The following is an 18,376-nucleotide window of genomic DNA, read 5'->3' as shown; positions in this document are numbered from 1 at the left end:
TCGTCGGCCGCAGTGCGACGGATGGAATGGCGCAGCCGATTTTCTTCAAGAGTCCTCCTTCGTCGACGCTGGCTGACATCGCCGCGTTGACGAAGGCGCATTTGGTCGACCCCTCCAGGGACAGCCAGGTGATCAGAGGGCTTGCCTCGCTCGACGAGGCCGGCCCCATGCATCTGACGTTTTTCGACAATCTCAAATATGTCGACCAGCTCGCCTCGACCAAGGCCGGCGCCTGCCTGGTCAGCCCACGCTTCGAGGCCGAGGTTCCCGCTCATGTGGCGGTGCTGCGCGCCCCAAAGCCGTTCCATGCCTTCGTGCACTTGGCCCGGCAATGGCACAGCGATGCACTGAGGCCCGGCTCCTGGTTCGGTGTCGAGGGCATTGCGCCGTCGGCAATCATCGACCCAACGGCGCATCTGGAGGACGGCGTGATCGTCGATCCGCTGGCGGTGATCGGGGCCCGGGTCGAGATCGGCTCCGGCACCGTCGTCGGCGCGGGCGCGGTGATCGCAGCCGACGTCAAGATCGGGCGCGACTGCAATGTCGGCGCCAAGACGACGATCCAGAACGCCCTGATCGGCAACAACGTCCTGATCCATCCCGGCTGCAATATCGGCCAGGACGGCTACGGCTTCATCTTCTTCGGGCCCGATGGCCATCTCAAGGTACCGCAGACCGGACGGGTCCTGATCCAGAACAATGTCGAGATCGGCGCCGGTTCCACCATCGACCGCGGCAGCCTGCGCGACACCGTGATCGGCGAGGGCACCAAAATCGACAACCAGGTCCAGATCGGCCACAATGTGACGATCGGCAGGCACTGCTTGCTTGCGGCGCAGATCGGGCTCGCGGGCAGCCTGACCATCGGCGACAATGTCGCGCTGGGCGCCAAGGTGGGCATCAACAATCACCTCAAGATCGGCGACGGCGCCCAGGTCACGGCGATGAGCGCGGTGAAGGACGACATCCCACCCAATGGTCGCTGGGGTGGTCACTTTGCCAAACCGACCAAGCAGTGGTTTAGGGAGATTCTAGCGGTGGAGCGGCTGGTGCGCGACGGTGCGCCGGATTCGAAAGGCGAGGAACGGGAGTAATGGAGGAGTCACCGGTCAGGTTCGAGCTTGTGGACATCAACGACATCCTCAAGACGCTGCCGCACCGCTATCCGATGTTGTTGATCGACCGGGTCATCAACATCCGCGCGGACTATAGCGGCATCGGCGTCAAGAACGTCACGTACAACGAACCATCGTTCCTCGGGCATTTTCCCGAACGCCCCGTCTATCCCGGCGTGATGATGATCGAGGCCATGGCGCAGACCGCCGGCGTGATCGGCATCAAGTCGGTGGAGGGTACCGAGAAGCCGCGCGCCGTCTATTTCCTCACCATCGACAAGTGCAAATTCCGTAAGCCCGTGATGCCCGGCGACACCATCGAGTACCACATGCGCTCGATCGGCCGCCGCAAGACCATGTGGTGGTTTCACGGCGACGCCAAGGTCAACGGTCAGATCGTCGCCGAAGCCGATGTCGGTGCGATGCTGACGGATTGAACGGCTCGGTGCGCCTTTCGATCTCCGGATGCGATCCGCACACCCGCGCGCTGCAATACGTGGTCATGATACGTCACTGGACATGTCGGGCAATGTCGCGCTAACCACCGGAAAATTCGATTGTTTAGCGCGCTTGCGCATCAACCAGTAGCGGGCCTCTTGTCATGAGCATGATCGATCCCACCGCGCGGATTGCGGATGGCGCCGTAATCGGCGAGGGCACCTCGATCGGCCCCTATTGCGTCATCGGCCCCGATGTCGTGATTGGCGAGAACTGCAAGCTCGTTGCGCATGTGACCGTCACCGGCCATACGTCGATCGGCGCGGAATGCGTGATTTCGCCGTTTGCGGCGCTGGGCGGGCCGCCGCAGGACCTGAGCTATCGCGGAGAGCCGACGCGGCTCGAGATCGGCACCGGCTGCACCATTCGCGAAGGCGTGACGATGAACATCGGCACGGTGAAAGGCGGCGGACTGACGCGCGTCGGCGACCGCGGCTATTTCATGAACAACAGCCATGTCGGTCATGACTGCACGGTCGGCAATGATGTGATCTTCGCAACGTCCGCCACGCTTGGCGGCCACTGCGAGATCGGGGATTTCGTCTACATCGGCGGGCTCTCCGCCGTGCACCAGTTCACGCGGATCGGGCGGCAGGTCATGGTCGGCGGCGTCTGCGGCGTACGCGACGACATCATCCCGTTCGGTCTCGCCAACGGCCAATACGCCGTGCTCGAAGGCCTCAACATCATCGGCATGAAGCGCCGCAAGTTCACCAGGGAGCGGCTGGTGACTGTCCGCGCCTTCTACCAGAAGCTGTTCCACGGCGACGGTGTCTTCGCCGAGCGCTTGGCCGCGGTGCAGCCGTTGGCGGCCGAGGATCCGGCGATCGCCGAGATCCTCGCCTTCATCGGCAAGGGCAAGCGACCGCTCTGTCTTCCGGCTGTTGACGGCAAGCACTGATGAGAGGGGCGCCCGGGCCATGACGTCGGCGGCTCCAGCGATTTCCTCTCCGGTTGGCGTCATCGCAGGCGGCGGCGCCATGCCGTTTGCGGTCGCGGAGTCGCTTGCCAAACGTGGCATCGCGCCGGTGCTGTTCGCGCTGCGCGGCGCCTGCGATCCGGTCCGTGTCGAGGGCTTCCGCCATCGCTGGATTTCCGTCGGCCAGCTTGGACGTGCGACCAAGCTGTTTCGCGAGGAGGGCTGTCGCGACCTGATCTTCATTGGCACGTTGATGCGGCCGGCGCTCTCCGAAATCCGCGCTGGACCTCAAGACACTCCGTGTTCTCGGAAACGTCATCCGCGCGTTTCGCGGCGGTGACGATCATCTGCTATCCGGGGTCGGCCGCATTCTCGAGCGGGATGGATTTCGCATGGTCGGGATCAAGGATGTCGCTCCGGATCTGCTGATGCCCGAAGGCTGCATCACGCGCGCGATGCCGACTGGCAGTGCCAGCGCCGACATTGCGCGGGGGCGCGAGGTGCTTGCCGCGCTCGGTCCGTTCGACATCGGCCAGGCTGCGGTCGTGATCAACGGGCATGTGGTGGCGGTCGAGGACATCGAGGGGACCGACGGGCTGCTGGCCCGCGTGGCGCGGCTCCGTGCCGACGGCCGCATCCGTGCCCCGAGCGGCTGTGGCGTGCTGGTGAAGGCGCCCAAGAGCGGCCAGGACCTGCGCTACGATCTGCCGACGGTCGGGCCGCGTACCGTGGAGGGCGTCGCGAGAGCGGGCCTTGCCGGCATCGCCGTCATTGCCGGCAATACCCTTGCCGCCGAACCGCAGGCCATGATCGAGGCTGCGGATGCAAAACGGCTGTTCGTGATCGGTCTGCAGAGCTGATGCGCGGCCGCACCGAACACATCACGCGCAAGATCTTCCTGATCGCGACGGAGGAATCCGGCGATCGCCTCGGTGCCGCACTGATGAAGGTGCTGCGCCAGCGGCTCGGCGATGCCGTGCAATTTGTCGGCGTCGGCGGCCGCATGATGGCGCACGAGGGTCTCGCGTCGCTGTTTCCGATCGAAGAGCTCTCGATCGTCGGCCTTGCCGCGGTGGCAAAGCAGTTGCCGAAGATCCTGCAATTGATCCGGCGAACCACTGACGCCGTGATCGATGCGGCACCGGACGTGCTCGTCATCATCGACAGTCCCGATTTCACCCATCGCGTCGCCCGCCGCGTTCGCACGCGCAATCCCGGGATTCCGATCGTCGATTATGTGTCGCCGTCGGTCTGGGCCTGGCGGCCGGGCAGGGCGCGCGCGATGCTCGGCTATGTCGATCACGTGCTGGCGCTGTTGCCGTTCGAGCCGGAAGAATATCGCAAGCTCGGCGGGCCGCCTTGCAGCTATGTCGGCCATCCCCTGACCGAGCAGTTTGCCTCGCTGCGGCCAAATGCCGAGGAAGCGAAGCGGCGCGATGCGCAGCCGCCGGTCCTGCTGGTGCTGCCCGGGAGCCGCCGCAGCGAGATCAGGCACCACCTCGCGCTGTTCGGCGAGACGCTGGCGCAATTGCGCGCAAGCGGCGCTGCCTTCGAGCCGGTCCTGCCGACCATGCCGCATCTGGAAGCGACGATCCGCGAGGGCATAGAGGGCTGGCAGGTCAAGCCGCAAATCGTGGTCGGCGAGAGCGAGAAGCGCGCCGCGTTCAGGATCGCACATGCCGCGTTCGCCAAGTCAGGCACCGTGACGCTGGAGCTTGCCCTATCAGGCGTTCCCATGGTGACGGCCTATCGCGTCGGCGCGGTCGAAGCCTTCATCCTGCGCCGGGCGATCCGCGTGCCATCGGTGATCCTGGCCAATCTCGTGATCGGCAAGGAAGTCATCCCGGAGTTCTTGCAGGAGAACGCGACGCCCGAGAAGCTGTCGCGGGCGCTCGGCGAAGTCCTTGCAGATTCCGCACTGCGCCGGAGTCAGATCGAGGCCTTCGCCACGCTGGACGCGATCATGTCGACCGGCGACCAGCCGCCGAGCGTTCGCGCCGCCGACATCGTGATGGCGACGATGCGGAACGGCCCGCGCACTGATTAGCCGCGGCCGAGTTGAGCCGGGCTGCAGGCGACTTCGGTTGCGGCGAGAGATTCTGCGGGATCACCGGATCTCGAAAGTTGCTGCGTCTTCGTCATTCTCAACAGCAAGGCTTTCGCCGGTGCCGCGCACCCGCAAAAGACCGCGCTTCGGCGCAAGCAGGAATGCCAGAGTGAAGAAGAGCGCCTGGATGAGCACGATGCAGGCGCCGGTTGCGCCATCGATGTGGAAGCTGATGAGGGTGCCCAGCATGGCCGACAGGATGGATACCATTACGGCTATACCGAGCATGCGCTCAAAACTATCGGTCAGGAGATAGGCGGTGGCGCCGGGCGCGATCAGCATGGCAATGACCAGGATGATCCCGACAGCTTTCAGCGACGCGACAATGGTGAGAGACAACAGAACCAGCAGGCCGTAGTGCAGCGTGCGCACCGGCAAGCCGATCGAGCGCGCGTGGTTCGGATCGAAGCAATAGAGCAGGAGGTCGCGGCGCTTGAGGAGCACGATCAGCAAGGTGCCGCCGGCGACAACAGCGGTTTCGATCAAATCTCGCACCGTCACGCCGAGCACGTTGCCGAACAGGATATGCAGCAAATGCTGATCGGTCTCGATCTTGGTGAAGATGACGAGGCCCAGGCCGAACATGCCGGAGAACACGATGCCCATGGCCGTGTCCTCCTTCACGCGGCTGTTCTCCTTCAGATAACCCGTGAACACTGCGCAGGAAAAACCGGCGGCGAACGCGCCGATTGCGAGCGGCAGGTTCAGGATGTAGGCGAGCACGATGCCGGGCAGGACCGCATGCGAGATGGCGTCGCCCATGAGTGACCAGCCCTTCAGCACGAGGTAGCAGGACAGCACCGCACAGACGGCAGCGACCATGACGGATACGACCAGCGCCCGTTGCATGAACGGATAGGCAAGGGGACCCAAGATCCAGTCGAACACAATTGTCATGCGGTAACCTCACTTGCAGCATGCCGCCGGCGTCGCGCGGCGATGACGCCATGCTTCGGGGCGAAGTAGAAGGCGGCAAGGAAAAGCAGGGTTTGAAGCGTGACGATGACGCCGCCGGTGGCGCCGTCGAGGAAGTAGCTGATATAGGCCCCGACGAAGCTCGTCATGACGCCGAGCGCAACGCTGATGATAATAAGCCGACCGAAGCGGTCGGTCAGCAGATAGGCGGTGGCGCCGGGCGTCACGACCATCGCGATCACGAGGCAGGCGCCGACCGTCTGTAGAGCCGCGACCGTGCAGGCGCTGAGCAGCGTGAAAAAGACGATCTTGAGCGCGCGCGTGTTCAGGCCAATGCTGCGGGCGTGGCTCTCATCGAAGAAAGTCACCATCAGGTCCTTCCAGAGAAGCACCATGACGAAAAGTGAGACGGCGGAGATGATCGCGACCTGCACTACGTCCTCGTCGGAGATCGCCAGTATGTTGCCGAGCACGATGGTCTGGACACTGACGGAGGTCGGCCAGATCGATGCCATCAATAGGCCGAGGGCGAACAGCGTGGTAAAGACGAGGCCGATGACGGCATCCTCCCGCAGGCGTGACTTCAGCTTCACGAACTGCATGCCGGCGGCTGCGAGAATCCCGGCGAAGAACGCTCCCACCGCGAATGGCGCGCCGAAGATATAGGCTGCAGCGACGCCCGGCACGATGGAATGCGCCAAGGCGTCGCCCATCAGCGACCAGCCCTTGAGCATCAGATAAGCGGACAGGAAGCCGCAGACGCCACCGACCAGCGCACTCACCCACATGGCCTTCAGCATGTAATCGTAGCTGAATGGGACGAGCATTTCTGACAGATACGTGCCCTCGCTCATCTCATGCTCCGCTCTTGTCCGAGCGCTGGCTGTGTCCGTCGCCGTAGAATACCAGCGGCCGCTCGTCGTCGGTCAGGACCGTGATCCGCCGCGCATCATCGTCCTGGTGCAGCGCCGGCCCGCCGAGCTGGAAATTGCGCAATACGCCGCCGAAGGCGCGCTCGAGATTGCCTTGGGTGAAGACTTCCGCGGTCGGCCCGGCGGCGAGCACGGTGCGATTGATGAGGACGACCTGATCGCAGAATTCCGGCACGCTGCCCAGATTGTGGGTCGAGACCAGGATCAGGTGGCCGGCGGCGCGCAACTCCCGCAACAGTGCGATGATCGCGGCCTCGGTCTTGACGTCGATGCCCGTGAAGGGCTCGTCGAGCAGGATGACGCGGCCCTCCTGTGCCAGCGAGCGCGCGAGAAAGATGCGCTTCTTCTGTCCGCCGCTCAGCTCCCCGATCTGCCGCTTGCGGTAGGCGCTCATGCCGACGCGTTCCAGCGCTTCGTCCACCTTGTAGCGGTCGGCGCGAGAGGGCATGCGCAGGAAATTCATGTGTCCGTAGCGTCCCATCATCACCACGGTCTCGACCAGAACGGGAAAATTCCAGTCGACGTCTTCGCTTTGCGGCACATAGGCGACGACGTTCTTCTTCAACGCGTCCTCGACCGGCAAGCCGCAGAGCTTCACCTCTCCGGACGACGGCTGGACGAAGCCCATGATCGATTTGAAGATAGTCGATTTGCCGCTGCCATTGACTCCGACCAAGGCGCAGATCGTACCGGGATCGAGTTCGAAACTTGCATCGCGCACGGCGGTGAACCCGTTCGGATAGGTCACGGTGAGGCGGCGCATCGAGATGCTGGCGCCGGGCGTCGCAGCCGTCTCGGCCGCGCGGGCGATCTGCGTCTGTGCGGTCATTTGCCGAACCCTTTCACGATCGTCTCGACCGTCACCTGGAGCAGGTCGAGGTAGGTCGGAACAGGTCCGCTCGCCGCGCTGAGCGAGTCGACATAAAGTACGCCGCCGTAGTGTGCGCCGGTCTCGCGTGCGACCTGCCTTGCGGCGCGATCGGAGATCGTGCTTTCGCTGAACAGGACAGGGATCTTGTTCTTGCGCACCATGTCGATCACCTTGCGCACTTGTTGCGGGGTGCCTTGCTCGTCGGCATTGATGGGCCAGAGATAGGCTTCTTTCATCTTGTAGTCGCGCGTGAGATAGCTGAAGGCACCTTCGCTCGAGACCAGCCAGCGCTGGGCTTCGGGGATCTCCGACAGGCGCTTGCGCAGCGGCTCATCGAGCGACTTGATCCGAGCCGAATAGCTGCCGGCATTGCGGTTGTAGTCGTCAGCATTGGCGGGATCGTACTTGACCAGCGCCTTGCGGATATTCTCGACATAGATCAGCGCATTGCTCGGCGACATCCAGGCATGCGGATTGGGCTTGCCGGTGTAGGGGCCGTCAACGATCCCCATCGGCTCGATGCCTTCGGTGACGACCACGCTAGGCACCTCCTTGACGTTCTCGAAGAAGCGCTCGAACCAGCGTTCGAGGTTGAAGCCGTTCCACAACACCAGGTCGGCTGCCTGTGCGCGCACGATATCGAGCGGGGTCGGCTGATAGTCGTGAATCTCGGCGCCAGGCTTGGTGATCGATTCCACGATCGCTTTGTCGCCGGCGACGTTCTGGGCGATGTCCTGGATCACCGTGAAGGTCGTCACGACACGAAATGGCTTGCGCGCCTGTGCTGCGGCCGGGCTCTGCATCAGCATGCCGGCCCATATCACGGTGATAGCGGCCATCACAAAAAGCCGGCGCGTCGAGTCCCGCGTCATACGTTCGTTCTCCCAAGTTCAGTGCATTGCCCCGATCGATCGCCGCAACGCAGCTCACTGATAGCCTGTTGCAGTTGCGACTTAGTTGCAAGAAGCTTGCATGGCGGAACTTTCTGTGTCAATCCGTATTGCGAATAATTCGCAACTGGAGCAGGGCAAGCGGTGGGAATCCGGCGTGAGATCAACAATTCAGACGAAATCTGCGGCTTAGTTGCGAATGAAAGGCAATTGCAATTTTCTGGCACTCTTCGGCGGTCGCGGACGTCGATCACATGTTTCCTGGCCGCACTTTTCGCTTCCGTGCCCGCCCTCGCTGACGACGATCTCTCATCGAACGGCATCCCTCCGTCGTCGATTGCGACGAGCCTGCCGGCCGACGGCGACCCCACGGGTTTGCGCAGGTGGCTGGCGCAACGCGGGATCACCTATGGGCTGATCTACACCGGCGAGGGGCTGCGCAACCTGTCCGGAGGAATTCAGCAAGGCGGGCTCTATGAGGGCAAGCTCGAAGGCTTCGTCGCGGCGGATCTGGGAAAGCTCACAGGGTGGGCGGGGCTGAGCTTCTTCGCCAACGCCTTCCAGAATTCATCACACGGCGGGACTGCGCGACCAGCATTTCGGAAGCCTGATCACGATCAGCAACGTCGAGGCTGTGCCCTCGACGCGCCTCTCCGAGTTATGGCTGGAGCAGAAGCTGCTCAACGACAGCTTCAGCATCCGCGCCGGCCAGCTTGCGGCGGACACCGAGTTCTTCGTCAGCGACTACAGCAAGATGCTCATCAGCAGCGATTGGCCGACCATCGCCGGCGGCAACCTGCCGAGTGGCGGTCCGGCTTATCCCCTGGCCACGCCGGGCATCCGATTCAAATTCGATCCCAGCCCAAGCTGGACGGCCCTGGTCGGATTGTTCAACGGCGATCCGGGCGATCAGGCGATCGTCAATCGCAACGGCACCAATTTCCGCGTGAACGATCCGCCCTTGCTGATGGGAGAATTGCAGTATCGCTACAATCAGGACAAGGATTCGCGCGGGCTGGCTGGCGCGTTGCGGCTTGGCGGATGGCACCATTTCGGGACATTCGCGGACATGAGGTTCGACGACGGCGGCCTTTCGCAGGCAAGCCCGTTCAGCAGCGGGAACGCCCGTCTGTTTCGGGGGTCGAGCGGCATCTACGGCATCATCGATCAGCAGATCTATCGACCTGAGGGCGGGGACGCTGCAAGCGGCATCGCCGTGTTCAGCCGGATCTCGGGTACACCATCGGATCGCAACCTGATCGACTTCTTCCTCGACGCCGGAATCGTGTTCTCAGGCCTGCTGCCCGGCAGACCCGAGGACAAGTTTGGGGCTTCATTCATCTGCGCGCATATCTCCGATCGGGCGCGCGCGCTCGATCGCGACATGATCGACTTGACCGGAGTCCGGCAGCCGCTCAGGGATTTCGAGCTCACGATCGAGCTGAGCTATCAGGCTCAGATCAAGCCAGGCTGGACGCTTCAGCCGGTCTTTGAATACATCGTCCATCCCGGTGGACACGTTCCGGACCCGATTGTGCCGAGTTCGGCGGTGAAGAGCGGGGCGCTGATCGGCGTACGCAGCACGATCGCGTACTAGCTAGAGCATGATCCGATAAGGCTGAATCTCCACCTCTCCCGCTTGCGGGAGAGGTCGGCGCACCCGGATCGGCGCTTCGCGCCGTCCGAGTACAGGCTCCGCGCCGGGTGAGGGCTCTCTCCACTCGGGGAGTCCCAATGCGGAGGCACCCCCACCCCAGCCCTCCCCCGCAAGCGCAGGGCTATCGCATATGAAAATAGAACTTGGTGGGCGGTCCCTTCGCGGCCCATCCTTCGAGACGCCGCTGCGCGGCTCCTCAGGATGAGGTCTGATTTCGCGGCGGAATCTTAGACCCTCATGGTGAGGAGCGCCGCTTGCGGCGCGTCTCGAACCATGAGGCCCGCCTCGTTCACGGCCACCAAACAGCCATATGCGATAGCCTCCCCCGCAAGCGGGAGAGGGAGCGCAGCTTCACCGGGGCTGCGTTTCAACCTGATCGGCGATTGCTCCAGCAGCGGTCGTCTGACGAGATCGGCCCAGCGCGCGGCAAACGAAAACGGCGCCACCAGAGATGATGGCGCCGTTTCGAATTCGCGAAAGCCGGAAGCTTACTTCCGCTTATCGATCGGAACGTATTCGCGGCGGGCGACGCCGGTGTAGAGCTGGCGCGGGCGGCCGATCTTCTGCTGCGGATCTTCGATCATCTCGCTCCACTGGCTGATCCAGCCGACGGTGCGGGCAACCGCGAACAGCACCGTGAACATCGAGACCGGGAAGCCCATCGCCTTCAGCGTGATGCCCGAATAGAAATCGACGTTCGGATAGAGTTTGCGGTCGATGAAGTACTGGTCGCTGAGCGCGATCTTCTCCAGCTCCATCGCCACTTTCAGCATCGGATCGTCGCCGTGCCCGGTCTCCTTCAGCACGGCATGACACATCTTCTGCATGATCTTGGCGCGCGGATCGTAGTTCTTGTAGACGCGGTGGCCAAAGCCCATCAGGCGGACTTCGCTGTTCTTGTCCTTCACCTTGGCGATGAAGTCCGGAATGTTCTCCACCTTGCCGATGCCGTAGAGCATGTTCAGCGCGGCTTCGTTGGCGCCGCCATGCGCCGGGCCCCACAGGCAGGCGATGCCGGCCGCGATGCAGGCGAACGGGTTGGCGCCGGAGGAGCCGGCGATGCGTACCGTCGAGGTCGACGCATTCTGCTCGTGGTCTGCGTGCAGGATGAAGATCTTCTCCAGCGCATCCGCCAGCACCGGGTTGATCTTGTAATCCTCGCAAGGCACGCCGAAGCACATATAGAGGAAGTTCTCGGCGAACTTCAGCGAGTTCTTCGGATACATGAAGGGCTGGCCGATGGTGTATTTGTAGGCCATCGCGGCCAGCGTCGGGATCTTCGCGACCATGCGCATGGAAGCGATCATGCGCTGCTGCGGATCATTGATGTCGGTGGAGTCGTGATAGAACGCGGCAAGGGCGCCGACGGCTGCGACCATGATCGCCATCGGATGAGCATCGCGACGGAAGCCCTGGAAGAAGCGCGCCATCTGTTCGTGCACCATCGTATGATGGGTCACGCGGTAGTCGAAATCCTTCTTCTGCGCGGGCGTCGGCAGCTCCCCGTAGAGCAGCAGATAGCAGGTCTCCAGGAAGTCACCGTGCTCGGCGAGCTGCTCGATCGGATAGCCGCGGTATTCGAGGATACCGGCGTCGCCGTCGATATAGGTGATCTTGGACTGGCAGCTCCCCGTCGAGGTGAATCCCGGGTCGTAGGTGAACACGCCGGCCTGACTGTACAGCTTGCCGATGTCGATGACATCAGGGCCGACGGTGCCACTCAGGATCGGGAAATCGTAGGTGTTGTTGCCGATCGTGAGGGTGGCTGTTTTGCTGCTGGATTTTGCGTCCATCGTGTAGTCCCCGATGAATTCGTTGCGAAAATCGACCCTGCCCGAGGTGCCGTTCTACGGCGGATGTCGGGACAGGCCGGATTGTCTAGAAGGCGTCGTCAGATGGGTAGCTTATTGGCCAGTGCGCTGCAAGATGGACCCTCGGAGGGGCATGGCAGGGCTTACGCAGCCGCCTGATCGCCCAGGCGGGCAAGACTTTCCTCCCGCCCCAGTACCGCAAGGACATCGAAAATACCCGGCGAGGTGGTGCGTCCCGTCAATGCCACCCGGAGCGGTTGGGCGACGGCGCCTAGCTTGAGATTGTTCTGCTCCGCGAAATTCCGCATCGCGGCTTCCGTGGTCTCCAGCCGCCAGTCGGTGACGGCCTCGAGCGCCGCGCGAAGCTTCCCGATCAGCGCGCGCGTTTCCGACGTAAGCAGCGCGGCAGCCTTTGGCTCGATCTCGATCGGCCGGTCGGCGAAGATGAAAGAGGCGCCCGCGATCAATTCGATCAGCGTCTTGGCGCGCTCCTTCAGGCTCGGCATCGCCCGCAGCAATTGCGCGCGCGTGTTGTCGTTGAGCTTGGCCTTGATGGCGGCGCCGTCGGGAACGTAGTCCAGGACGTTCTCGAACTGCGTCACGAGAGATTGATCGTCGCTGTGCCGGATGTAGTGCCCGTTGAGATTCTCCAGCTTGGCGAAATCGAACCGCGCCGCCGAGCGGCCGATCGACGGCAGATCGAACGCCTCGATCATCTCCTGCGTCGAGAAGATCTCCTGGTCGCCATGGCTCCAGCCGAGCCGGACCAGGTAGTTGCGCAGCGCCGCCGGCAGGTAGCCCATGGCGCGGTAGGCATCGACGCCGAGCGCGCCGTGGCGCTTGGAAAGCTTTGAGCCGTCGGGGCCATGGATCAGCGGGATATGGGACATGCTCGGGATGTTCCATTCGAGCGCGTCGTAGATCTGCTTCTGGCGCGCGGCGTTGATCAGGTGATCGTCGCCGCGGATCACATGGGTCACGCCCATGTCGTGATCGTCGACCACCACCGCGAGCATGTAGGTCGGCGTGCCGTCGCCGCGGAGCAGGACGAGGTCGTCGAGATTCTCGTTCTGCCAGACCACACGGCCCTGGACCTGGTCCTCGATCACGGTCTCGCCGGTCTGGGGCGCCTTCAGCCGGATGGTGGGTTTCATGCCGGGCGGCGCGTCGGCCGGATCACGGTCGCGCCACATTCCGTCATAGAGGCGGGTGCGGCCCTCGGCGCGCGCCTTCTCGCGCATGGCCGCGAGTTCCTCCGCGGTCGCGTAGCAGCGATAGGCTAGCCCGGCCGCGAGCAGTTGCTCTGCGACCTCGCGGTGGCGGGCGGCGCGGCTGAACTGGTAGATGACCTCGCCGTCCCAATTGAGCTCGAGCCAGGTCAGGCCATCCAGGATGGCGTCGATCGCCTCCCTGGTGGACCGCTCGCGGTCGGTGTCCTCGATACGGAGCAGCATTTTGCCGCCGTGCTTCCTGGCATAGAGCCAGTTGAACAGCGCGGTGCGGGCACCCCCGATATGGAGGAAGCCGGTCGGCGAGGGGGCAAAGCGTGTGACGACGGAATCAGACATGACCGGATGCGGGTTCAGGCTTGAACGGCGGTGGTGTATAGCAGGAACGATGCATAACTAAAGCCTTGGCCTCATTAAAGCCTTGGACGCTCGGAAAGCAGCCTCGAAAGCGGGCTTGGCGGGCCGGGACGAATTTGGCAGAAGGACGGCTGATCCCTTATTTGAGCATGATCTTTCGGAAGTTCGACTTTCCAGATCGTGCATAGGAACCCTCGATGACGACAGAACCTGTGGCGGCAGAAACGGTGGCGGCGGAGACCGGGCGCGATTTCATTCGCGACATCGTCCAGGCCGACCTCGCTTCAAAGAGGTACAGCCACGTCGTGACGCGCTTCCCGCCAGAGCCGAACGGCTACCTGCATATCGGCCATGCCAAGTCGATCGCACTCAACTTCGGCATCGCGCAGGAGTTTCCCGGCCACTGCAACCTGCGCTTCGACGACACCAATCCGACCAAGGAAGAGCAGGAATATATCGACGCGATCCAGGCCGACGTGCACTGGCTCGGCTACGACTGGGGCGACAATCTTTACTTTGCCTCCGACTATTTCGAGCGCCTTTACGAATGGGCCGAAAGCCTCATCAAGCAGGGCGACGCCTATGTCGACGACCAGAGCCAGGAGGAGATCCGGCTCTCGCGCGGCACGCTCACGGAGCCTGGCAGGAATTCGCCCTATCGCGACCGCTCGGTGGAGGAGAACCTCGACCTGTTCCGCCGGATGAAGGCCGGCGAGTTCCCGAACGGCGCGCGCGTGCTGCGGGCCAAGATCGACATGGCCTCGGGTAACATCAACATGCGCGACCCGGTGCTGTACCGGATCCTGCACGCGCACCATCCGCGCACCGGCGACAAATGGTCGATCTATCCGAGCTATGACTATGCCCACGGCCAGTCGGACGCGATCGAAGGCGTCACGCACTCGATCTGCACCCTCGAATTCGAGGACCATCGGCCGCTCTATGAATGGCTGCTCGAGAAGCTGCCGGTGCCGTCGACGCCCCGGCAGTATGAATTCGCGCGCCTGAACCTGACCTACACGCTGCTCTCCAAGCGCGTGCTGACGCAGCTCGTCCGCGACGGCCATGTGGCCGGCTGGGACGATCCGCGGATGCCGACGATCGCGGGACTGAAGCGGCGCGGCGTGCCGCCGGCAGCAGTCCGCGAGTTCATCAAGCGCATCGGGGTGGCCAAGTCCAACAGCGTCGTCGACGTCGGCATGCTGGAGTTCTGCATCCGCGAGGAATTGAACCGCACCGCGCTCCGGCGCATGGCGGTGCTGCGGCCGCTCAAGGTGGTGATCGAGAACTATCCGGAGGGGCAGGTCGAGGAGCTCGAGGCGATCAACCATCCCGACGATCCCGCAGCCGGCACCCGCAGAATCGCCTTCGGTCGCGAGCTCTATATCGAGCGTGACGACTTCATGGAGAATCCGCCGAAGAAGTTCTTCCGCCTCTCGCCGGGCAGCGAAGTGCGGCTGCGCTATGCCTATTTCATCAAGTGCACCGGGGTCATCAAGAACGAGGCCGGCGAGATCGTCGAGCTGCGCTGCACCTATGATCCCGCGACCAAGGGCGGCAATGCGCCCGACGGCCGCAAGGTGAAGGCGACCATGCACTGGCTGCCGGCAGCGCAGTCGAAACCGGCCGAGATCCGCATCTACAACCAGCTCTTCGCGGCGCCCAATCCGGACGCCGGCAATTTCGCCGCCGACCTCAACCCGCAGTCGCTGGAAGTGCTGACGGACGCGCGCGTCGAACCGGCGATCGCGGAGAGCAATTCGAACGAGGTGATGCAGTTCGAGCGCCAGGGCTATTTCGTGCGCGATCCCGATTCGACGGCGGACAAGCCGGTGTTCAACCGCACCATCGGCCTGCGCGACACCTTCGCCAAGGAAGTCAGCGGCAAGGGCTAGAGGCGCTTACGTGAAAAGCGAAGCCGACGAGATCGTCTCCGCCATCATGGCAAAATGGTCCGCCGGCTTCAGCAGGCTGGATGCCGCAGCACTCGCCTCGCTCTATTCGGAAAGCGCATTCTTCTTCGGCTCCAATCCCACGCTCTATCGTGGCAGGGAAGGGGTTGCGGCCTACTTCAACGGCCTGCCGCGATGGCGTTCGCCGACCGTTCAGTTTTCCGACGTGCGCGCGGCGCAGGCCGGCCCGGAGGTGATGAACATGGCCGGCACCGCGACGTTCTTCTTAGGTGAGGGCGATCCGTCTCTCTCAGTCAAGATCACCTGGGTCATGGTCCGCGAAGATGGCGACTGGAAAATCGCCAGCCATCACGTTTCATCGAAGACGCCACTGATTGACCGATAGGCTGGTCACCCGTCACCCGGCGGTCGTCGCTAGATGTCGTAATAGAGGTGGAACTCGTAAGGATGAGGGCGTAGCCGGATCGGATCGACCTCTCTCTTCCGCTTGTAGTCGAGCCAGGTTTCGATCACGTCGGCAGTGAAGACGTCGCCACGGAGCAGGAAGGCGTGATCGCGCTCGAGCGCGTCGAGCGCCTGATCCAGGGATCCCGGCGTCGACTTCACATCCTTGGCCTCGGCGGGCGGCAGGTCATAGAGATTCTTGTCGATCGGGCTGCCGGGGTCGATCCGGTTGTTGATGCCGTCAAGGCCGGCCATCAGCATCGCGGAGAAGGCCAAATAGGGATTGCAGGAAGGATCCGGCGAGCGGAACTCGACGCGCTTGGCCTTCGGGTTCGGCGAATACATCGGAATGCGGCAGCAGGCTGAGCGGTTGCGCTGGGAGTAGACCAGGTTGATCGGAGCCTCATAGCCCGGCACCAGGCGCCGATAGGAGTTCGTGGTAGGGGCGCAAAGCCCGCACAGCGCCCAGGCGTGGGTCAGGAGACCGCCGATGTAGTAGCGGCCAAGCTGGCTCAGCTCGGCGTAGTCGCCCCTGTCGTAGAACAGATTGGTCTCGCCCTTCCACAGCGATTGGTGAACGTGCATCCCTGAAGCGTTGTCCTCGAACAGCGGTTTGGGCATGAACGTCGCGGTCATGCCATGTTGCTTCGCGGTGTTCTTCACCACGTATTTGTAGATCATCAGATGGTCGGCCATGCGGGTAAGCGTGGTGAAGCGCATGTCGATTTCATTCTGGCCGCCGGTCGCGACTTCATGGTGATGGGCTTCGATCTGGATCCCGAGATCTTCCATCGTCAGCACCATTTCGGTGCGCAGAGCCTGCATGCTGTCGGTTGGGGGAACGGGAAAGTATCCCTCTTTCGGGCGCGGCTTGTGACCGAGATTCGGCGTTTCCTCCTTGCCCGTGTTCCAACTGCCTTCGTCGGAATCGATTTCGTGGAAGGCGTAATTGATGCCCTGTCCGTAACGGACGTCGTCGAACACGAAGAACTCCGCCTCCGGACCGAAGTAGCTCGTATCGGCGCGCCCGGTGCCCTTCAGATGGGTCTCAGCCTTCTGCGCGATGTAGCGGGCATCGCGGCTATAGGATTGACCGGTCACGGGGTCGCGGATGTTGCAGATCAACACCAGGGTCGATGCCGGCGAATACGGGTCGAGGAAGGCCGTGGTCGGGTCCGCGACAACAAGCATGTCGCTTTCCTGGATCTCCTGAAAGCCGCGGATCGATGAACCGTCGAAGCCAATGCCTTCGTTGAGAGCATCGATACTCGCCGCGCTCGGTGGGACGGAAAAATGTTGCCACACCCCCGGCAGGTCGGTGAAGCGCAGGTCGATCATCTGCACCTTCTCGTCCTTGATCGCCTTCACGAGATCTTCGGCTGTCGCACATTTGGGAAACATGGCTTCGCTCCTGTCATGGAGAGCCGTATCCTGGAGGCCCCATTGCCGTTCGGCCGCGACCTGCGATGGATCCTGCTCCACGTTCGGTGTCGCCGCGCCGGCAGCTTCAGCTTTGGTGCGGCCCGCGCATCAGCTTCATGGCGTCTTCGATATGCCGCCAGGTTTTGGCGAGTTCGACCTGGCCCTTTGCCTCGAGCTCGATGGCGTTCTGAGCAGCCTCCGCAATGGCCTTGGCGCCATGTGCTTCCAAGAGCTGCCGCGCATAATTGTGGATCTCGATTTCTCGCATGGCGTCATGCTCCTCTCGTTCTGGGCGCAACCGTGAATTCCGGTCGGGCCGAGAGCCGTAGACGTTGACACCTAACTGAGCGCAGCAGTGTGCATCCTGCTGCGGCGCACTTGCAAGAGTGCTTTCCGGGTGATGGGCCGCCGGGATTGGAGAGCGGCCCCGGAGCACTGGCAGCGGCAACACAGCGCAGGTCGGACGGATATCTTTCCAACGGCACCCCCACCATATCCATGTGAGAGGGGAGGTGAGTGTCATGCGCATTCAACACTGGCAGGACGTTGCCAGCTTGTTGGTGGGTGTGTGGCTGGTCGGGTCGCCCTTTGCCCTGGGCTTCGCCGGGGCGGCCGTCTGGATCACCATCGCGCTTGGGTTGGCTGTCATCCTGTTTGCCGTCGAGGCATTTGTCATTCCATCCTATCTGGAGGAATGGGGAGAGATGCTCCTCGGACTGGCTCTGCTGGTTGCACCTTGGACGGTCGGCTACGAGCAGGTCGCGGCAACGGTAAGCAGCGTGCTGTCGGGCGTACTGGTAATTCTTCTTGCAGGCTGGGAGCTGCTGACGGATCGTGAATTCACCACCTGGTGGCACGATCGCTGGCATCACCGAGCCGGCTGAGAAGGTAGGTTGGCCGAGCCATTGGTCCGACCGCTACGCGGCGGCGGGGGCGACGTGCGTCGTCCCCGAGAAACGTCGGCGCGCTCTTGCCGGAAAGTGGACTGCCCCGCCGCGGGACTTGGTGGTCCCGCGGCGAAGCTATCCTGTCACGATGCGGTTCTCGGTTCGACCGGTTCCCAGATGCTGGTCTTGCGCGTCTCCGGCATCAGGAAAACGGCGAGCACGAAGCAGACCGCCGGAACTAGGATCGGACAGATCAGCGCGTAGCCGACGCTGCCGGTGGCGGCGAAAGCCGCCGAGGTGACAACGGCACCAAGCCGCCGCCCCAGCCGTTGCCGATGTGATAAGCCTCTTTCCCATCTGTACGGGCGGAGGCGCGACCGCAGTCCAATCCTCAATGGGACTGCAGCCT

General features: G+C 63.0%; 16 protein-coding genes and 2 pseudogenes. 9 read left to right on the top strand and 9 right to left on the bottom strand.

Annotated features, from left to right (window positions below; genetic code table 11):
- Positions 1-26 precede the first annotated feature (26 nt).
- The 5 genes and pseudogenes from lpxD (at position 27) to lpxB (ending at position 4,579) form a co-directional block, all read left to right on the top strand.
- Positions 27-1,094 (top strand): UDP-3-O-(3-hydroxymyristoyl)glucosamine N-acyltransferase, encoded by a 1,068-nt coding sequence (gene lpxD, locus ACVJGD_RS08270; protein ID WP_456633891.1) that lies wholly within the window; start codon positions 27-29, stop codon positions 1,092-1,094.
- Complete coding sequence (gene fabZ, locus ACVJGD_RS08265) at positions 1,094-1,552, top strand: 3-hydroxyacyl-ACP dehydratase FabZ (RefSeq protein WP_028162751.1); 459 nt, start codon at positions 1,094-1,096, stop codon at positions 1,550-1,552. Before lpxD ends, fabZ begins: the two co-directional genes overlap by 1 nt.
- A gap of 164 nt (positions 1,553-1,716) precedes the next feature.
- The gene (gene lpxA / locus ACVJGD_RS08260; protein WP_456633890.1) at positions 1,717-2,514 is read left to right on the top strand and encodes an acyl-ACP--UDP-N-acetylglucosamine O-acyltransferase; all 798 of its coding nucleotides are present in this window, start codon (positions 1,717-1,719) and stop codon (positions 2,512-2,514) included.
- Between the two features lie 19 nt (positions 2,515-2,533).
- Positions 2,534-3,392 (top strand): annotated as a pseudogene (locus ACVJGD_RS08255) (LpxI family protein).
- On the top strand, positions 3,392-4,579 hold the full coding sequence (gene lpxB, locus ACVJGD_RS08250; RefSeq protein ID WP_456633889.1) for a lipid-A-disaccharide synthase: 1,188 nt from the start codon (positions 3,392-3,394) through the stop codon (positions 4,577-4,579). Before ACVJGD_RS08255 ends, lpxB begins: the two are co-directional and overlap by 1 nt.
- Positions 4,580-4,639: 60 nt before the next feature.
- Here lpxB and ACVJGD_RS08245 read toward each other — a convergent pair whose 3' ends face one another.
- The 4 genes from ACVJGD_RS08245 to ACVJGD_RS08230 are packed head-to-tail and all read right to left on the bottom strand — an operon-like array spanning position 4,640 to position 8,229.
- Entirely contained in the window at positions 4,640-5,536 is an 897-nt protein-coding gene (locus tag ACVJGD_RS08245) for a metal ABC transporter permease (RefSeq protein ID WP_456633888.1), read from the bottom strand.
- Positions 5,533-6,408 carry a metal ABC transporter permease gene (locus tag ACVJGD_RS08240; RefSeq protein ID WP_456633887.1) on the bottom strand — a complete coding sequence of 292 codons (876 nt, stop codon included), beginning with the start codon at positions 6,406-6,408 and terminating at the stop codon, positions 5,533-5,535. Before ACVJGD_RS08240 ends, ACVJGD_RS08245 begins: the two co-directional genes overlap by 4 nt.
- A gap of 1 nt (position 6,409) precedes the next feature.
- On the bottom strand, positions 6,410-7,315 hold the full coding sequence (locus tag ACVJGD_RS08235; RefSeq protein WP_456633886.1) for a manganese/iron ABC transporter ATP-binding protein: 906 nt from the start codon (positions 7,313-7,315) through the stop codon (positions 6,410-6,412).
- Entirely contained in the window at positions 7,312-8,229 is a 918-nt protein-coding gene (locus tag ACVJGD_RS08230) for a metal ABC transporter substrate-binding protein (RefSeq protein WP_456633885.1), read from the bottom strand. The genes ACVJGD_RS08235 and ACVJGD_RS08230 overlap by 4 nt, the downstream gene beginning before the upstream one ends.
- Before the next feature lie 652 nt (positions 8,230-8,881).
- Here ACVJGD_RS08230 and ACVJGD_RS08225 point away from each other — a divergent pair.
- Positions 8,882-9,844, top strand: coding sequence for a carbohydrate porin (locus tag ACVJGD_RS08225; protein ID WP_456633884.1), 963 nt, complete (start codon positions 8,882-8,884; stop codon positions 9,842-9,844).
- Positions 9,845-10,392: 548 nt separating this feature from the next.
- On the opposite strand, the gene gltA is transcribed toward ACVJGD_RS08225, so the two are convergent.
- Both gltA and gltX read right to left on the bottom strand, forming a co-directional pair.
- Positions 10,393-11,697, bottom strand: a complete 1,305-nt coding sequence (gltA, locus tag ACVJGD_RS08220; protein ID WP_456633883.1) for a citrate synthase — start codon at positions 11,695-11,697, stop codon at positions 10,393-10,395.
- A 161-nt stretch (positions 11,698-11,858) separates the two neighbouring features.
- Positions 11,859-13,283, bottom strand: coding sequence for a glutamate--tRNA ligase (gene gltX, locus ACVJGD_RS08215; RefSeq protein ID WP_456633882.1), 1,425 nt, complete (start codon positions 13,281-13,283; stop codon positions 11,859-11,861).
- 215 nt (positions 13,284-13,498) lie between these two features.
- Here gltX and ACVJGD_RS08210 point away from each other — a divergent pair, with 215 nt between their 5' ends.
- On the top strand, positions 13,499-15,196 hold the full coding sequence (locus tag ACVJGD_RS08210; protein WP_456633881.1) for a glutamine--tRNA ligase/YqeY domain fusion protein: 1,698 nt from the start codon (positions 13,499-13,501) through the stop codon (positions 15,194-15,196).
- Positions 15,197-15,206: 10 nt separating this feature from the next.
- Positions 15,207-15,599 (top strand): YybH family protein, encoded by a 393-nt coding sequence (locus tag ACVJGD_RS08205; protein WP_456633880.1) that lies wholly within the window; start codon positions 15,207-15,209, stop codon positions 15,597-15,599.
- Positions 15,600-15,628: 29 nt separating this feature from the next.
- On the opposite strand, the gene glnA is transcribed toward ACVJGD_RS08205, so the two are convergent.
- Together glnA and ACVJGD_RS08195 are read right to left on the bottom strand one after the other, a co-directional pair.
- Positions 15,629-17,059, bottom strand: a complete 1,431-nt coding sequence (gene glnA, locus ACVJGD_RS08200; RefSeq protein WP_456633879.1) for a type I glutamate--ammonia ligase — start codon at positions 17,057-17,059, stop codon at positions 15,629-15,631.
- A gap of 106 nt (positions 17,060-17,165) precedes the next feature.
- Entirely contained in the window at positions 17,166-17,348 is a 183-nt protein-coding gene (locus tag ACVJGD_RS08195; RefSeq protein WP_456633878.1) for a hypothetical protein, read from the bottom strand.
- A 253-nt stretch (positions 17,349-17,601) separates the two neighbouring features.
- On the opposite strand from ACVJGD_RS08195, the gene ACVJGD_RS08190 reads away from it, so the two are divergent.
- Complete coding sequence (locus ACVJGD_RS08190) at positions 17,602-17,964, top strand: SPW repeat protein (protein WP_456633877.1); 363 nt, start codon at positions 17,602-17,604, stop codon at positions 17,962-17,964.
- Positions 17,965-18,110: 146 nt separating this feature from the next.
- Here ACVJGD_RS08190 and ACVJGD_RS08185 read toward each other — a convergent pair.
- Positions 18,111-18,310, bottom strand: a pseudogene (locus tag ACVJGD_RS08185) (MFS transporter); the annotation flags it as partial.
- Positions 18,311-18,376: the final 66 nt, after the last annotated feature.

The organism is Bradyrhizobium sp. USDA 10063, from assembly GCF_054063735.1.
Note: the sequence above shows the minus strand (reverse complement) of the source record. Positions and strands in the feature narration are given on the sequence as shown.

Coding starts and splice junctions, on each gene's coding strand:
- lpxD (WP_456633891.1), top strand. CDS start 27: ATGGCGCAGCCGATTTTCTTCAAGAGTCCTCCTTCGTCGACGCTGGCT.
- fabZ (WP_028162751.1), top strand. CDS start 1,094: ATGGAGGAGTCACCGGTCAGGTTCGAGCTTGTGGACATCAACGACATC.
- lpxA (WP_456633890.1), top strand. CDS start 1,717: ATGAGCATGATCGATCCCACCGCGCGGATTGCGGATGGCGCCGTAATC.
- lpxB (WP_456633889.1), top strand. CDS start 3,392: ATGCGCGGCCGCACCGAACACATCACGCGCAAGATCTTCCTGATCGCG.
- ACVJGD_RS08245 (WP_456633888.1), bottom strand. CDS start 5,536: ATGACAATTGTGTTCGACTGGATCTTGGGTCCCCTTGCCTATCCGTTC.
- ACVJGD_RS08240 (WP_456633887.1), bottom strand. CDS start 6,408: ATGAGCGAGGGCACGTATCTGTCAGAAATGCTCGTCCCATTCAGCTAC.
- ACVJGD_RS08235 (WP_456633886.1), bottom strand. CDS start 7,315: ATGACCGCACAGACGCAGATCGCCCGCGCGGCCGAGACGGCTGCGACG.
- ACVJGD_RS08230 (WP_456633885.1), bottom strand. CDS start 8,229: ATGACGCGGGACTCGACGCGCCGGCTTTTTGTGATGGCCGCTATCACC.
- gltA (WP_456633883.1), bottom strand. CDS start 11,697: ATGGACGCAAAATCCAGCAGCAAAACAGCCACCCTCACGATCGGCAAC.
- gltX (WP_456633882.1), bottom strand. CDS start 13,283: ATGTCTGATTCCGTCGTCACACGCTTTGCCCCCTCGCCGACCGGCTTC.
- ACVJGD_RS08210 (WP_456633881.1), top strand. CDS start 13,499: ATGACGACAGAACCTGTGGCGGCAGAAACGGTGGCGGCGGAGACCGGG.
- glnA (WP_456633879.1), bottom strand. CDS start 17,059: ATGTTTCCCAAATGTGCGACAGCCGAAGATCTCGTGAAGGCGATCAAG.
- ACVJGD_RS08195 (WP_456633878.1), bottom strand. CDS start 17,348: ATGCGAGAAATCGAGATCCACAATTATGCGCGGCAGCTCTTGGAAGCA.
- ACVJGD_RS08190 (WP_456633877.1), top strand. CDS start 17,602: ATGCGCATTCAACACTGGCAGGACGTTGCCAGCTTGTTGGTGGGTGTG.